Here is a 14,756-nt window from a genome sequence, read left to right as displayed (position 1 = left end):
CCGTCAGGGCGCCTTTTCGACCCGCGAGCGGTCGCCGGTGCCGCCAGTCAGCGCGCTCGCGAGGGCGCCTTTCACCACGACGTCGTCGCCGAGGTCGGTGAGCCGCACCTCCGGGACGTTGATGAACACCATCTCCGGGAGCTTCTCGCGGATGGGATCGAGTATCCGGTCGGGGTTGTTGAGCGCGACCGCGCCGCCGACGCTCACGACGAGCGGCGCGTACGCGTGAATGACGTTAGCGATCCCCATGGCGTTCCAGTGGGCGACCTGATCGATCACGTGGTCGGCGAAAGTGTCCTCGCCCGCGGCCTCGAACACGTCGACCGCGGAGAAGTCGGGGTCCTCGATCGGGAGGCTCGTCTCGATCGGGTCCTCCTCGTACAGCTCGCGGGCGTACTTCGGGATGTTGTTGCCGGAGCAGTACCCCTCCCAGTGGCCGTCGAGCCCGCAGCCGCAGGTCATGAACCCGTGCGGGTCGACGGTCATGTGGCCGACCTCGCCGGCGTTGCCGTCCCACCCCGAGAGCACGTTGCCGTCGACGGCGACGCCCGCGCCGATCCCCGAGGAGATGGTGAGGTACACCATGTCGTCGGGGTTGCGTTCGGAGTGGAACCGCTCGCCGATGACGCCCGCGATCGTGTCGTTGTGGAGGTACACCTCGTCGGTGTCGAGCAGTCGCCCGACCGGCCCGACGAGCGGGATGCGCTCGACGGTGTCCGGGAGGTTCGCTGGCCCCTGGACCACTCCCTCCGCGAGGTCGAGCGGGCCGATCGAGCCGATCCCGGCCGCGACCGCCTCGCTCGGCGCGATTCCCGCGTCGGTACAGGCCCCACGAACCACTTCCAGGACGGCCTCCGTGACGGCGATGCCGTTCGGTCCCCGCGGGGTGCCTCGCGACGCGGAGCCGAGGACCGCCGCGGTCTCGTCGCCGACGACCGCCCGGACGTTCGTCGCCCCGAGATCGACGCCCACGTAGTACATCGGGTGTAAGCGCGGACCCGTCTCACTTAAGCGGGACGCTTCGGGCGGTCGAGCGAGGGAAAAGAACCGAGCCGTTTCCGCGAAACCGCGTTACGAGGCGGTCTCGCGGACGAACGTTACCGGACACGGCGACGAGAGCATGACCTCCTGCGCCGCGCTGCCGAAGACAGCCTTCCCGGTCGGCGAGCGCCGCCGGCCGCCGACGACGACGCGGTCGGCCTGAAGTCCCTCGGCGGTCTCGACGACCTCGTCCGCGAGGTCGCCGACCGCGCCGCGGACGGAGTGCCGCACGCCGGCCGCCGACAGCGCCTTCGAGAGGTCTCGGGTGGTCCGGTGTCGCTCCGCGACCTCGTCGGGCGTCGCGTTCTCGCTGTCCGGGTCGAAGCCTAACTTCGCGCGGGTCTCGTCAAACTCCTCCTCGCCGAACACGTGGGTCAACACGACCTCGGCGTCCGACGGCCCAGCGAGCGCGATGATCTCCTCCGCGAGCCGCTCGGTCCGTTTTTCGTCTTCGCTGCCGACCGCTAACACAACTGTTTCGATGCTCATACACGCCTTTCGCCTCCGACCAATTTAACTCTGACGGAGTATTAACTCAAATCTGAATAAATATTTTACCGATCGATCCTGACACTCTCGCGGGCGCGAGCAGTCGCTCCTCGGCGTTCGGTCGACCGAGAGACTATCGGCTCCGAGAGCGGCTCACGACGGCAAAACGGTGGCGGATCCGATCAGTAGTCGGGCGCGTCGTCCTCGACTTCGCGCTTCAACGAGTCGCGTCGGGACTTCGCGTCGCGGCCGGTCGCTTCTAAGAGGAACTCGTTTTTCGCGTCGACGGCGTCAGCGGCGGCGTCGGCGTTGCCTTCGGCGATGACGTCCTCGGCGGGGCGCTCCTCGAAGTGGACCGCCAGCTTGTCCTTCTTGCTCCCGTACTCGGCGGCGCCCGCGACGATCCGGTCGAACACCGGGTTCTCGGGGTCCGCGACGACGTACAGTTCGTGGCCCTGCCACTCCTCGGTGCCCGTGACCTCGCCGAAGTACTCCTCGATGGAACCCTTCAGGTCCGGCATGCGGTCGTCCAGATGCTCGCCGCGGCGCATCTTGTACTCTTTCATGCCGCGACCGTTCGACAGGCCGGCGTAAACCAGTTTCGTCACGGCCGCTCGGCGGCTTCGACCGCCGACGCGGCGCTTTTTAACGTCGACTACTGCGGCCGCTCGTCGACGTACCCGCGCTTGCACTCCGGACAGATGTCGCCCGCGCGCATCGAGCTCCCGTCCGCGGCCCGGACCATCCCGCACTCGGGACAGTAGTACTCCGTCGGCCCGTCGTCGCCTATCGTCTCCAGCTCGGGGCTCTCGCCGCGGGTGATGCCCGTCTCGCCCTCGTCGCCGGCGTCGAACGCGACGCTCTCCGTGTCGTCGGGGGCCTCGACGTACTCCGTCTCTCCCCCGTCTTCCTCCTCCTGCCGGTCCGCGGCCTCCGGGGTGAGCCCGCCGCCGAACTCGACGCCAGCGTCGCCGCCCTCGCCGACCTCCGCGCTGAACCCCTCGTCCTCGCCGCCGTGGTCGGGCCAGGCGGCCGACCCATCGCCGTCGGCTTCGTCCTCGTCGACCTCGGGCCACGCGCCGCGCTCCCTGTCGTCGGCGTCCTCTCCGCCCTCGTCGAGTATCACGCCGTCGTCGCTCTCCGCGTCTGTCTCGTCGCTCGACTCAGATTCCGATGCGGCGTCCGTTGAGGACGACGCGGCGGAGGCGGACGAGGCCGACGCCGACTCCTCGCCCGCGTCCAACAGCTCCGCGTCCTCGTCCGCCGGGTCCGGACCGCCCGAAGCGTCAGGCGCCCCCGCGGCGTCGGAGCGCTCCGACGCGCTCGCCGGTGCGTCGCTCCCTTCCGGGGACGCTCCCGCGGCCGTTTCGGGGGCCTCGTCGCCCGCGTCGTCGGCGTCGTCATCGAGGATCACCGCGTCGTCGCTCCCGGCTTCGGGCTCCTCGTCGAGCGTCAGCCCTCCCGTGCCGGTCGCGGCGTCGTCCGCGCCGTCGGCCCCCGACGCCGTCCCCGGCGTCGAGCCTTCGGTGGGGGCCGGCCCGCTGCCGCCTTCCGGCGTTGCGGCCGCGCCCGCGTCGCTCCCGCCGGCCGCGTTCGCGGCGACCTCGTCCGCGAGCTGCTCCATCGTCGTCACCTCGGTGTTTTCGCTGACGATCTGCGTCTCGCCGCAGCGAGCGCAGGTCTTCACCTCCTTGACGGTCGTGACGACCTCGTCGCCCTCCTCCTCGCGCTCTCGCTGGAGTTCGGGTTCGCCGAAGTCGTGTCCGAGCAGACACCTGAGTCCCATTGTGCCACCCTGCGGTGCCGAGGGTAAAAAACGCCCCGTCGGCGTCCGACGCTCGGCACACGACCGGTATCGCGGGACGACGCGGTCGCCGTGCTCGGTTTCGCGCCGCGCGCCGCGGACACAGACTCTTTGTGGATCGCTCGCGTACCGTGTACTCACATGCCTACCGTATCCTACAAGGGCGAGGAAATCGAGTGCGAGAAGGGCGCCAACCTGCGCGACGTGCTCAAGGAGGCCGGTCTCTCCGTCTACAACGGCAAGATGGAGCAGCTCAACTGCCGCGGCGCCGGATCGTGCGGCTCCTGTGCGGTCCAGGTCGACGGCGAGGTCAGTGAGCCGAGCAAGAAGGAGCGCGCCCGCCTCTGGTTCCCGCCCCACCACCCGAGCCACGACGTCCGCCTCGCGTGTCAGACGAAAGTCGAGGGAGACGTCGAGGTGACGAAGGGCCGCGGGCTCTTCGGCCAACACATCTGAGCGCGGCCGCGACGCTCTCGTCGATCCTTTTACGGACCGCGGCGCACGCGACGAGCGACGCGCTCGTCAGGAATAAAATACGGCCGCGGCGGACGTGAGCCCGCGACGCGGACGAAAACGTTTGGTACCGTGTGTCAGAGTCGCGTTCGGCGTCAGCCGGACCGACCCACCTTCTCGGATCGGCTTACTGCCGAACGACGTTGGTCGCGCGGGGGCCCTTCTCGGAGGACTCGATGTCGAACTCGAGCTCCTGGCCCTCTTCGAGGTCCGGGCCGCCGACGTCTTCCATGTGGAAGAACACGTCGTCGTCCGCGTCGTCAGTCTCAATAAATCCGTAGCCGCCAGTGTCGTTGAAGAAATCAACCTTTCCGGTCGCCATTGCGTTCATAGAGAGTCCCCGACCGGGGATAAGAATTGCGAGTGTACAGTTACCACGACGCTCGACGAACGTTTGTCTTCGAAAAGCTCCAGTTTCATGGACGACAACTGACTGTGCGGTGGATTCGAGACGACATCTTGTTCGCTCCGTCGGGTTCTCTCTCGTCCCGTCCGACGCCGACGTTTATACTTCCGGCCGCGAAAGCGACGCGTGTGTCTCACGCGCACCGAGCGGGCGGCCCCGGCTTAACGCTCCGCGAGAACAGTCCCGCGCTGTTGGTCCCGGCAGCGTGGGGCGTCGCCGCCGGGGCGGTCCTCGGCGTCGTCTCTTCGCACGCGCTGTTCGTCGCCCACGTCGTCATGAGCGTCCTGCTCGTCGCCTTCGTCGCCGCCTCGTGGCGCGACATGGCGACGGGCGTCCTCCGCGCGTGGAAGCTGGTCATCCTCGCGGGCACGCCGGTGACGCTCGCGGGCGTCGCCGGATTCCTCGCGCGCGACGGGACCGCGCTCGCGAGCGCGGTCCCGGCCGACGCGCTCCTCGCCGTCGCCTTCTACGGCTGGATGCTGCTGCCCGCGCCCGCGTTCGTCTACACGGGCCTGCGCGACCCGACGGTCCCGCGCTCGATCGTTCATCACGTCGCGGCCGCGTGTTCAGTCGCGGGCGCGGCCGTCGCCGCGCTCGCGGGTACTCAGAGCGGCACCGTCGCGGGAATCGCGCTCGTCGGCGCCGGGCAGACCGCGGGCATCCTCGCGGCGACCGCGCTGTACTCGCTCGGAGAATGACCGACGCCGACACCTACGACTGCGAGACGTGCGGCGCGAGCGTCGCCGTCGCGGACGCCCGCCGCTCCGAGCCGTTCGGCGACCTCGACCCCGACACGTGGCAGACACTGAACTGCCCGCACTGCGGCGACCGGCTCGCGACCGTCTTCGTCGGCGACGAGTGAGCCGCGGTCGGTCGCCCGGGGTCGAGGCTCGTCCGCTGGGAGCCCCTGTCTGCTCGTGTTCCGTGTTGGCACCCCACAGTATCTACGTCTCCGGCGCGTAGTAGCCCTCATGCTCGATGTCGGTACGGCCTACCTCGTCGCGACCGGCGCGCTGCTGCTCGTCGCGCTGGGAGTCGGGGCTCGGGCCCTCATCGCGATCTTCCGCGAGGGCCGCGAGCGGAGCCGCAAGCGGCGCGAGGGCGAGATCGAGCGGTACACCGAGGATCCCGTCTACGACCGCGACCCGGCGGACCCGGAGACCGACGGAGCGACGCCCTCGACGTGTCCGCAGTGCGGCGCCGAAAACGCGGCCGAATTCGTTTACTGTCGCGAGTGTGCGGCGCCGTTAGGGCCGAATTAGCGCCCGCTCCGGTGTCTGCGTTCGCGGAACCGGTCCCGTCTGAATATCTGAACCATACAAAATTATTTGAGCCGAGCGGTACAACGTCCGGTCGAATGGCCGACTCGGAGTCCGAACCGTGGAGAGAGACCATGAGCGGGCGTGAGCGCGTCCGGCACGTCGCGGAGCTGCTGGACGGGCCGACGCCGGTACAGGAAATCGCAGACCGGGCGGACGTCTCGCGCGCGACGGCCGACGATGAACTTCGTCGACTGGAGAGCGACGACTGGGTTACTGAGACGACCGTCGACGGGACGAAAGCCTACGACCTGAATCCCGTGCGGATGCTCTTCGACGAGGTGACGGACCTGATTGACGCCCACTCGCGTGAGGAACTGGAGCGTCGACTCACGGGGCTGAAGGAGGACCAGGAAGAGCTGGCGGCGGAGTACGACGCCGGTTCGCTCGACGAGCTCCGGGACCGCCTCGCTGACGAGGAGTTCTCGGCCGCGGAACTCCGCGAGCGTCGCAACGTGATCGCCACGTGGGAGGCGATCAACACGGAACTCGGGCTCGTGAAGCACGCCCTCCGGCTGTACGATGACGTCCTCGAACTCTCCTCGCCGCGGACTGACTCTCCCTCGACGTTCGCCTAATGGTCGTTTTCCTCGCTGACCGGACGAACCTTCAGAGCAAGCGGCTCCACGACCGCATCGGGAACCGGCTCGGCGGCGAGTTCGACACCGTCAGACGGAGACGTGCCGAGCCGCGCGAAGCGGGCCCGTACCGTGTCGTCGCCGACGTGAACCCGCGGCAGTTCCTGGACGACGAGTACCCGGTGACGGCTGCGCGGATCGAGATCGGGTTTCAACTACAGACTGGTGAGCCGCACGAGTACTACTGGTTCAACTGGATCGAGCCAGACCGAAGGCTGCTGGTGGGTTGGCATCAGGACGACACGCACGATGACCTCGGTCCGGTTCATCTACAAGTCAACGACGGCGCGACGCCCGCCGCGCACGAGCCGGCGCAGTTCATCGACTCACATCCGCTGGACGTCGTCGAGCGACGCCTCGACTCGCTCCGAGACGTCGTCCTCGCGGTCGAGTGGGACCGGGGACATCCCGTCGGCCTCGATCTCGCTGCGCCCCCGAGCGAGTAGGTCCGGTGGGGGCCGCACGGCGTCGTTTCTTCACCCGCTCGCTCCGCTCGCGGGGACGGGGGACAGCTCGATCTTCAGTCAAGGCTAACGAATGCGGATCGCGCTGAAAAGCTATGCCGCCTCCCCGATTTGAACTCGCCGAGACGCTCGCCCTCGCTCCGCTCGGGCTCGCGACTCGTCTGCTCAAATCGGGTCGGGAGCATTTTCGCTGCTCACGACTCGGTCGCTGCGCTCCCTCGTAGGTTCGCAGGAAAATGCCGCCTCCCCGATTTGAAACGCGTGAGACTCCCTCCGGTCGTCTCACTGTTCCCCGCTCGCTCCGCTCGCGGGGACGGGGGACAGCTCGATCTTCAGTCAAGGCTAACGAATGTAGATCGCGCTGAAAAGCCATGCCGCCTCCCCGATTTGAACTCGCCGAGACGCTCGCCCTCGCTCCGCTCGGGCTCGCGACTCGTCTGCTCAAATCGGGTCGGGAGCATTTTCGCTGCTCACGACTCGGTCGCTGCGCTCCCTCGTAGGTTCGCAGGAAAATGCCGCCTCCCCGATTTGAACGGGGGACAGCTCGATCTTCAGTCGAGTGCTCTCCCAGTCTGAGCTAAGGCGGCTCGCACTCGGACCAACGCCGATTCGAGACAAAAGGATTTCGAAAGGCTGCGGGCGGCTCCCGCTCGCGTCGTTCGGATCTGCGGGCCCACACACCAGTTCGGTTCCTCGGTATCGGACGATATCGCCGTCGATCCGGGTCGACGGCGCGGATCGTGGTTTCCGCAACCGCCCCCTTTCTCGGGCCCTTCCGGTCTCTTGATGGCATCTCACGACGACCACGACGCCCACGACACGCACCACGAGACGCTCGACGCCGCGGTCGACGCGCGCGACGACTGGGCGCGCCGCCGCCGCAAGGGGATCCCGACCGACGAGAACCTCCTCGTCGTCGCCTGTATGGACGAGCGAATCCCGATTGAGGAGGCGCTCGGCATCGACCTCGGCGACGCGCAGGTGTTCCGCAACGCGGGCGGCAATGTGACCGACGACGTGATCCGGTCGGCCGCGCTCACGACGAACTTCTTCGACACCGACGAGATCGTCGTGATCAACCACACCGACTGCGGCATGATGAGCGCGCCCGACGAGGCGGTCCGCGAGGGGCTCGAAGCGCAGACCGGTGACCTCGACAACGCCGACCTCGACCCCTCGCTCCCCGAGCTGAACATCGGCGACGCCGACCTGCTCGACTGGGTGAAAATGACCGACGACATCGACGCGGCCTGCGCGGCGCAGGTCGAGTACCTCCGTGAATCGGAGTTCATCCCGGACGACACGACCGTCTCCGGCTACGTCTACGAGGTCGAGTCCGGCGAGCTCCGCCGCCCCGACGAGCGCATCGCCGAGGAGATCAGCGAGCGCCGCGCCTGATCCGGGCGGCGTCGAGCGGCTTCCCCCTCTGCTGCCCGAGGTGTGACGTTTTTATACGCCCGTGGCGAATCCGGTCACGAATGGACCGAGCACGCGCGCCCGCGGTCGGGCGAGGTGGTGTCGGTGGGCGCTGACGGCGACGCCGGGTCGGACGGCGCGAGCGACGCGGACGGCGCGCGCGCCGCGAGCGACGACGCCGACGCGCCGGTCGTCGCCGGCTTCTTCTCCGGCTGCGGCGGCCTCGATTTAGGCTTCGAGCGCGCCGGCTTCGACGTCGCCCTCGGCAGCGACCAGTGGGAGCCGGCCGCGCAGACGTACCGACGCAACTTCCCCGACACCGAGTTCGTCGAGGAGGACGTCCGCGAGCTCGACGCTCCGGCGATCCGCGAGGCGGTCGCAGGCGCTGGCTACGACCCCGACGGGATCGACGTGGTGATCGGCGGGCCGCCCTGTCAGGGGTTCAGCCGGCTCAACAACGAGCAGATCGAGCTCGACGAGATGGAGAAGGACCGCCGGAACACCCTCTTCGAGGAGTTCCTCCGGGTCGTCTCCGTCCTCGAACCGCAGCTGGTGTTGATGGAGAACGTCCGCGACCTTATCAACCGGCAGACCAGCGACGACCGGTACGTGAAGGACCTCATCGTCGACGAGTTCGCGGCGCACGGCTACAAGTGCGAGTACCGCGTGCTTGAGGCCGAGCAGTACGGCGTCCCCCAGAAGCGCCGCCGGATCTTCTTCATGGGGACCGACCGCGACGTGCCGATCCGGTTCCCGGAGCCGACGACGCCCGAGGGGAACTGGCGCACCGCCGGCGAGGCGCTCGCGGACGCGACCGACGACCTCCCGAACATGACGTACGCGGACACCGGCGAGAAGACGCTTGAACGCATCCGCCACGTCCCGCCGGGCGGCTACTACCGCGATCTCCCCGACCGCCTGAAGACGAAGAAGTACCAGTGCGACTGCGAGGACACCGACACCTGTCCCCACGAGCCGGAGATCGTCAAGCGGTACGGGACGTACCTCCGCCGGCTCGACCCCGACGAGCCCTCGCTGACGGTGAGCACGAACGTCTTCATCCACCCGACCGAGGACCGCTACCTCACCCCCCGCGAGATGGCGCGGCTCCAGACGTTCCCGGACGAGTTCGTCTTCGAGGGGACGAAGACCGATGTGATGAAACAGATCGGCAACGCGGTTCCGGTCCGGTTGGGCGAAGAATTGGCGAATCAGATCCGGGAGTACTACCCCGAGGTCCGCGACGCGCCACCCGCTGACCCCGACGTGTACGAACAGCAGTCGCTGACTGACTTGGCCTGAGATCTTTTTTAGGTGGTGACCGCCGGTATGTTGACCGATCCCAAAGTCCCAGCAGCTTGCTTATAAATAGTCGCTGGTGGATCGGCGGTGGACACCGCCAAAGCCCCAGCCGGGAGGCGGGCGCACGCTCGCTGTGCGCCTCACTCGGTCGCTCACTTCGTTCGCTCCCTCGTTGCGGTGCTTACGTCGCCTGCGCCCGCCTCCCGGCTGCCCCTTTGAGTCCCACCCCGCACCGCGACCGCGCCTCACACCTCCCCAGCCTCGTCAGTCGCCTCCGCTTCGCTCCGGCGACTGACTCCCTCGCGCGTGCTCCTCGCGGCCGCCTCCGGCGGCCACTCGGAGGCACGCGCCACCGCCTCTTTACTTATAAACCGTCACCGCTGCTCATAGGCTATTCGCAGGAGCAGAGTGGGACCGCCCGGATTCGAACCGGACCCGGACGTGCTCGTTCGCTACGCTCACTGCGCGCGCCCGGTAGGGTTCGAATCCGCTCCACGGCTGCGGCGCTCGCGGACTTGCTCGCGCCGCAAAAGTGGGACCGCCCGGATTCGAACCGGGGTCACGAGCACCCAAGGCTCGGAGTATACCACTAACCCACGGTCCCGTACTCCTACGTACCCCGAAGAGCCGCTAAAGGGTTTCGTTGCGCTCCGCGCCGCGCTCGCCTCACTCCTCGTCGTCGCGCAGTTCGAGGTCGGCGACGATGTCGTACGGGTCGGTCCCCTTCCGGACCGAGTCGAGGATGAAGAACGCCTCGTCGGGCGCGAGGAAGTGTCTGGTGACGCCCCGGCCGAGCGGCGTCGGCTCGAAGCCGTCGATGAAGTTCCACTCTAACAGCTTCCCGAGCGCGTGCTTCGTGGGGACCTCGCCGATCATGCGGTCGTTGAGGCGCTTGGCCTTCTTGCCGGCCACGACGACGTTCGCGAGCGTCTCCTCGGCGGCCGCGGTCTCGTCGTAGTGGGTCGCCACGTCCTCCATCTCGCCTTTCAGGAGGGTGAACGCCACCTCGTCCTCCGTGCGGTCCATCGAGCCGTGGTAGACGCCGTCGGGCTCGACGAGGAGGTAGACGCGGCCGCGGTCGTGGTAGTCCGGTCGGCCCGCGCGCCCGAGCATCTGCGAGAACTCCTGGACCGAGAGCCACTCGATCCCCATCGCCAGCGAGTCGAAGATCACCTGCGAGGCGGGGAAGTCGACGCCGGCGGCCAGCGCCGCGGTGGTGACGACCGCCGAGAGGTCCTGATTGCCGAACATGCGCTCGACCTTCTTCCGGCGCCCGTAGTCGAGCCCGGCGTGGTACGGCGCGGAGTCGTACCGCAGCTTGCGGCTGATCTCGTGGCAGCGCCGCCGCGAGTTGGTGAAGATGATCGTCTGCCCGCGGTACCCCTTCGACGACTTCGTGTCGAACTCCCGCTTGACGAGCTTGTCGGCGATCTGCGCCTTCTCCCGGCTGTCCGCGAACGTGACGTGCCGCTCGATGGGGACGGGGCGCTCCTCGTACTCGATGAGCGTCGCGCGCAGCTTCTCCGCGAGCCACTCGGGGTTGCCGACGGTCGCCGAGAGGTAGACGAACTGGGTGCCGTCGTAGCCCGAGTGCGTCTCCATCCGGTTCTCGCTGTAGTATTTCAGCCGCGAGATGAGCCCGTCGAGGCGGTGGCCGCGCTCGCCCTCCTTCAGGGTGTGGACCTCGTCGATGACGACCGTCCCCACGTCGCCGAGGTCCTTGCCGGTCCGGAGCGCGTGGTCGATCCCCTCGTAGGTGCCGACGATCACGTCGGCGCCCGGGTCGAAGCGGTTCCCGTCGTCGTTCACCCGCGAGGAGCCGACGCGGATGGAGACGTCCAGCAGGTCGCCGTAGCGGTCCTCGAAGTCCTCGTGCTTCTGGTTGGCGAGCGCGACGAGGGGGACCAGAAACAGGAGCTTCCCGTCGCCCTTCAACGCGCGGTCGATCCCGGTCAGCTCGCCGACGAGCGTCTTCCCCGTCGCGGTCGCGCTCACGACCAGTTGGTCGTCGCCGTCGAGCAGGCCGTTCCGCACGGAGAGGCTCTGGACCGGGAGCAGCTCCTCGAACCGTCCCTGGAGGTGCGAAGAGAGGTCCGGGTGGAGGTCGAGGTCCTCGGTCCGGACGGGCGAGACGTCGTCGACGTTCGCGGACACCTCGTCGTACTTCGTGAGATCGGGGTCGAGCCCGCCTTGGAGAAGGCTCACGATCCGGTCTAAGTCGCCCGACTCGTACAGCAGCTCCTCCAAGCGCTCCTCGGCCGCGCCCGTGAACTCGCCTTTGTACGACAGCTCCCGCTCTAGCTCCCGGCGGGCGCAGTCCCGGCAGATCAGCTCGTCGTTGTGTTCGATCGCGTCCTCGCTCGTGATCGGGCCGTATCGCCCGTCGCTCGCGCAGCGACGGCAGGTCCGGACCGCCGTCGCCTCCAGCTGGTAGCCGTCGAGCATCTCCTTCAGCCGCGCTCGGTTCTCGGGGGAGGTCTGCTCGGAGATGCGGATCCGGCCGGCCGCGCGCGCGAGGTCGACGAACTCGTCCGGCTGGCGGGGGTGGTCCTCGCCGTCGCGGATCACGCGGAACTTCCCCGGGCGCGGGCCCGCGGAGGTCTCCTTGAGTTCGAGCCGCCCGCGGAGCACGCGCTTGCCGTCGCGGTTCGCGACGACGGTGTAGTCGCTCCGCGCCTCGTGGAGGAACAGCGTCTCGACCTCGGCCAACTGCTGTGACACTGGCGTGCGGTACGCGAGCGAGGTATTTCAGGTGTTCGGCTCGGGGATCGGAACCGGTTCGGAGACGCGCGGCGCCGCGGCTACGTCACGCGAACGCGCGGAGAAGAACCCGCCTCACGGACGGGGGGAGTCGGTGCCGTTACGAGACGAGCATCTTCTCGCCGCGGTCGACCGTGATCCGGCATGGCGGCGAGAGCTTGTTGTACGCGCGGCGGAACGCTTCCTTCACGACGGACGCCTGCTCGACGTCGCAGTACGCGGTGAAGACGACGTCGTTCTTGTCGAGCCGCGCGGCGGTGCCGACCGGCTTGCCGAACGCCTGGCGCATCCCGTCGGAGACGCGGTCCGCGCCGGCGCCGGTCGCCTGCTTGTTCTCTCGGATGACCTGATGCGGGAACTTGCGGAGGGTCATCTTGTAGTTGCCCTCGCCGAGCTCCTTGATCAGGTGGCGGTTCGCCGAGAGGCGCGCGCTCTCTAAGGAGCCGTGTCGGACCTGGAGCTCTTCCTCGACGCGGAGGCTGATCTGGACGGGGTAGTCGTCCGGCTCCGCGGAGAGGTCGCCCATGTTGTGCTGAGCGATCTTCGAGCCGGGGATGCCCGTGATGTACTCGCGGCGGGTGTACGACGGCTTGTCGATCGTCCGATACATAGAGGCGGGTTTGTCAGACATGGCTACTTGTCCGATGTAGCCCCCGCTGCGGCGATAAACCCTTCGATAGCGAGGCGGCGTCGTCGGCTCCTCGGCGGGCAGCGGCGGCGTTCCGCCTCGAATCGCGGTCCGCGTTGACACGCCGCCCGGCTCACTCCTCCGGCGTCGGATCGAGCGCGACGTGGTCGAACCCGCGATCCGCGAGCCGCTCCGCGGCCCGGTCGGTGACCGACGGCGCGACGAGGACGCCGCGGACTGCGGGGGCGTCGTCGCCGTCGGCATCGTCGCCTCCCGCGGTGTCATCGACCCCGAGTTCCTCGCGGAGCGCCCGGACGTAGCGCGCCAGTTGCCCCACGGCGTCCGGCCCGACACGGCGACGCTTCAGCTCGACGACGATCGGCGTGCCGTCGGCGTCGACGCCGAAAACGTCCATCGGGCCGGCGCTGGAGGGGCGTTCGGTCTCGCGGGGTTCGAACCCCGGCTCGACGAGTTCGGGGCGCTCTAAGATTCGGGTCCGGAGGTCCTCCTCGCTGCCGTGGAGGGTGAGGTCGCGGCCGCCCGTCACGGACATCGCGGAGAGCTGGTGGACGTCCGAGAAGCGGACCGTCAGGCTCTCGTCGGGGTTGCTTCGGGTCGAGCGCACGCGGAGTCGCCCCTCGCGCACCGCGGCGTGGTGTTCCGACCCCGGGGGCTGCCAGTTGACCGGTTTGCGCCCCTCGTCGGTGTGGACGAGGGCGGCGCCGTCGGGCTTCAACACGAGCAGCCGGTCGCCGGGGCCGAGGTCCGAGGCGGCGCGGCCCTCGTACGAGACTGTACAGGTGCCGAAGGCGCTGACGAGGTCGCCGCGCTCGAAGGCGTCCTCAAGCTCCCAGAGGGCCTCACGGTGGCTCGGGTCGTGGACGCTCGTGACTGTCACTGAGGTTCGTAGGCGGTTGCGAGTGAAAAAGGGCGCGCGCCGTCTCGGTTGCGCTCAGTCGCCGCGTCGCGAGACGACGATGCCGGCGACGAAGAGGACGACGCCGAGCGCGAAGGCGGCAATTCGGAGCGTCGTGTCCGACACGAGGATCCCGGCCAGAACCGATACGCCGAACCCGGCGTGTAACACCGCGGTCAGGTTCATGGGATCGGTACGGTCGCGCGGCACAAAAACGGGTCGAAGGCGGCGGTGTGGTCGGTTTAATCTATCTCGGCCGCGCGCCGATCGCGCCGCTCTTCGACGGCTTCACGGAGCGCGTCGGCCTCGTCGTCGCTCAGAATGCCGGCGAGTTCGAGCAGTGATCGCTCGCCGGCGAGCCGGAGAACGACGTCGGAGAACGTCTCGTCCTCCCGCTTGTGGGCGGCGAGCCGATCGTAGGCCTCCTCGGAGAGGCGGATGCTCTTCGCCATGAGTATGCGGTTCATTCGTCTTTAGTTAATATCTTCAGTAATACTCGATAGCTGTGGTTTTTGCTCAAATACGGCCCAGCCACACCAGATACGGCAAGAAAACGCCGTTTGTGATGGTTGCTTATCGCTCGATCTCGCCGGTACTGGTGTCTCATCTGTGGCTTCTCCTACATCTAATACTGACAAGCATACTTTTCGGAATTGTATTACTATCAAGCTTAACTAAAGACGAATGGTATGCGGTTGTATACAGACTCACAAAATCCTTTCTCGGATGCCGGCGCTCGAATTAGCTGAATGTAGGCGGTAAGCTCCCTTCCTCAAGGAGCAACGCAGGCCGAAGGCCGAGTAGCGCAGTAGGGAGGGGATACACCGCCGTCATCATCGTCAATACACTCTTCTATTCCCAACCCACAGGCCAACGCACCGACACAGTTATGTTGAAACAAAGTTTAAACACAGGTGATGGATAGACACGAAATCGAAGGCCACGAAGTCATCGACGGCGAGGTGAAAGCCACTGGCAACGGCGCACACGTCCTCGTCCCAAAACGGTGGCGTGGCGCAGACGTAAAAATCGTCAGAACCTCTGAGCCTGACGAGTAACC

19 protein-coding genes and 2 tRNA genes are annotated in these 14,756 nt (G+C 67.6%); 9 read left to right on the top strand and 12 right to left on the bottom strand.

What is annotated here, in order from left to right:
• Positions 1-3: 3 nt before the first annotated feature.
• The 4 genes from J7656_RS01045 to J7656_RS01030 form a co-directional block, all read right to left on the bottom strand.
• Positions 4-981: an ROK family protein gene (locus tag J7656_RS01045; protein ID WP_017341813.1), complete on the bottom strand. Its 978-nt coding sequence runs from the start codon at positions 979-981 to the stop codon at positions 4-6.
• 90 nt (positions 982-1,071) lie between these two features.
• The gene (locus tag J7656_RS01040) at positions 1,072-1,530 is read right to left on the bottom strand and encodes a universal stress protein (protein WP_017341814.1); all 459 of its coding nucleotides are present in this window, start codon (positions 1,528-1,530) and stop codon (positions 1,072-1,074) included.
• Positions 1,531-1,712: 182 nt separating this feature from the next.
• Positions 1,713-2,096, bottom strand: coding sequence for a DUF5611 family protein (locus J7656_RS01035; RefSeq protein ID WP_017341815.1), 384 nt, complete (start codon positions 2,094-2,096; stop codon positions 1,713-1,715).
• 89 nt (positions 2,097-2,185) lie between these two features.
• Entirely contained in the window at positions 2,186-3,316 is a 1,131-nt protein-coding gene (locus tag J7656_RS01030) for a DUF7093 family protein (protein ID WP_017341816.1), read from the bottom strand.
• 159 nt (positions 3,317-3,475) lie between these two features.
• Between J7656_RS01030 and J7656_RS01025 the strand changes: the two genes are divergently transcribed.
• Complete coding sequence (locus tag J7656_RS01025) at positions 3,476-3,790, top strand: 2Fe-2S iron-sulfur cluster-binding protein (protein WP_017341817.1); 315 nt, start codon at positions 3,476-3,478, stop codon at positions 3,788-3,790.
• A gap of 184 nt (positions 3,791-3,974) precedes the next feature.
• Here J7656_RS01025 and J7656_RS01020 read toward each other — a convergent pair whose 3' ends face one another.
• Complete coding sequence (locus tag J7656_RS01020; protein WP_004599158.1) at positions 3,975-4,169, bottom strand: cold-shock protein; 195 nt, start codon at positions 4,167-4,169, stop codon at positions 3,975-3,977.
• Between the two features lie 185 nt (positions 4,170-4,354).
• Between J7656_RS01020 and J7656_RS01015 the strand changes: the two genes are divergently transcribed.
• The 5 genes from J7656_RS01015 to J7656_RS00995 all read left to right on the top strand — a co-directional run bounded on the left by J7656_RS01015 (position 4,355) and on the right by J7656_RS00995 (position 6,656).
• On the top strand, positions 4,355-4,951 hold the full coding sequence (locus J7656_RS01015) for a hypothetical protein (protein ID WP_026046096.1): 597 nt from the start codon (positions 4,355-4,357) through the stop codon (positions 4,949-4,951).
• Entirely contained in the window at positions 4,948-5,115 is a 168-nt protein-coding gene (locus J7656_RS01010; RefSeq protein WP_017341819.1) for a hypothetical protein, read from the top strand. The genes J7656_RS01015 and J7656_RS01010 overlap by 4 nt, the downstream gene beginning before the upstream one ends.
• Positions 5,116-5,224: 109 nt before the next feature.
• The gene (locus J7656_RS01005; protein WP_017341820.1) at positions 5,225-5,515 is read left to right on the top strand and encodes a zinc ribbon domain-containing protein; all 291 of its coding nucleotides are present in this window, start codon (positions 5,225-5,227) and stop codon (positions 5,513-5,515) included.
• 95 nt (positions 5,516-5,610) lie between these two features.
• Positions 5,611-6,150 carry a winged helix-turn-helix domain-containing protein gene (locus J7656_RS01000; protein ID WP_211553815.1) on the top strand — a complete coding sequence of 180 codons (540 nt, stop codon included), beginning with the start codon at positions 5,611-5,613 and terminating at the stop codon, positions 6,148-6,150.
• The gene (locus tag J7656_RS00995) at positions 6,150-6,656 is read left to right on the top strand and encodes a hypothetical protein (RefSeq protein ID WP_211553813.1); all 507 of its coding nucleotides are present in this window, start codon (positions 6,150-6,152) and stop codon (positions 6,654-6,656) included. The genes J7656_RS01000 and J7656_RS00995 overlap by 1 nt, the downstream gene beginning before the upstream one ends.
• 531 nt (positions 6,657-7,187) lie before the next feature.
• Here the strand turns inward: J7656_RS00995 and J7656_RS00990 are convergent.
• Positions 7,188-7,261 (bottom strand) — tRNA-Phe (locus J7656_RS00990).
• 199 nt (positions 7,262-7,460) lie between these two features.
• Between J7656_RS00990 and J7656_RS00985 the strand changes: the two genes are divergently transcribed.
• Both J7656_RS00985 and J7656_RS00980 read left to right on the top strand, forming a co-directional pair.
• Positions 7,461-8,072 carry a beta-class carbonic anhydrase gene (locus tag J7656_RS00985; RefSeq protein ID WP_211553812.1) on the top strand — a complete coding sequence of 204 codons (612 nt, stop codon included), beginning with the start codon at positions 7,461-7,463 and terminating at the stop codon, positions 8,070-8,072.
• A 123-nt stretch (positions 8,073-8,195) separates the two neighbouring features.
• A complete protein-coding gene (locus J7656_RS00980) occupies positions 8,196-9,392 on the top strand; it encodes a DNA cytosine methyltransferase (protein WP_211553811.1) in 1,197 nt (398 codons plus the stop codon).
• Between the two features lie 533 nt (positions 9,393-9,925).
• Here J7656_RS00980 and J7656_RS00975 read toward each other — a convergent pair.
• From J7656_RS00975 to J7656_RS00950, 6 genes are all read right to left on the bottom strand, one after another.
• Positions 9,926-9,996 (bottom strand) — tRNA-Pro (locus J7656_RS00975).
• A gap of 62 nt (positions 9,997-10,058) precedes the next feature.
• Entirely contained in the window at positions 10,059-12,113 is a 2,055-nt protein-coding gene (locus J7656_RS00970) for a DEAD/DEAH box helicase (protein ID WP_211553810.1), read from the bottom strand.
• 139 nt (positions 12,114-12,252) lie between these two features.
• Positions 12,253-12,783, bottom strand: coding sequence for a 50S ribosomal protein L16 (locus tag J7656_RS00965; protein WP_211553809.1), 531 nt, complete (start codon positions 12,781-12,783; stop codon positions 12,253-12,255).
• A gap of 130 nt (positions 12,784-12,913) precedes the next feature.
• Complete coding sequence (gene nucS / locus J7656_RS00960) at positions 12,914-13,678, bottom strand: endonuclease NucS (protein ID WP_017341827.1); 765 nt, start codon at positions 13,676-13,678, stop codon at positions 12,914-12,916.
• Positions 13,679-13,732: 54 nt separating this feature from the next.
• A complete protein-coding gene (locus tag J7656_RS00955) occupies positions 13,733-13,882 on the bottom strand; it encodes a hypothetical protein (RefSeq protein WP_017341828.1) in 150 nt (49 codons plus the stop codon).
• A gap of 56 nt (positions 13,883-13,938) precedes the next feature.
• Positions 13,939-14,148, bottom strand: coding sequence for an antitoxin VapB family protein (locus J7656_RS00950; RefSeq protein WP_211553808.1), 210 nt, complete (start codon positions 14,146-14,148; stop codon positions 13,939-13,941).
• 465 nt (positions 14,149-14,613) lie between these two features.
• Between J7656_RS00950 and J7656_RS00945 the strand changes: the two genes are divergently transcribed.
• Entirely contained in the window at positions 14,614-14,754 is a 141-nt protein-coding gene (locus tag J7656_RS00945) for a DUF2080 family transposase-associated protein (protein WP_121596018.1), read from the top strand.
• Positions 14,755-14,756: the final 2 nt, after the last annotated feature.

Origin of the sequence: Halorubrum ruber (genome assembly GCF_018228765.1) — an archaeon.
GTDB lineage: Archaea > Halobacteriota > Halobacteria > Halobacteriales > Haloferacaceae > Halorubrum > Halorubrum ruber.
The sequence above is the reverse complement of the archived record's forward strand: the minus strand, read 5'-3'. Positions and strand labels throughout refer to the sequence as shown.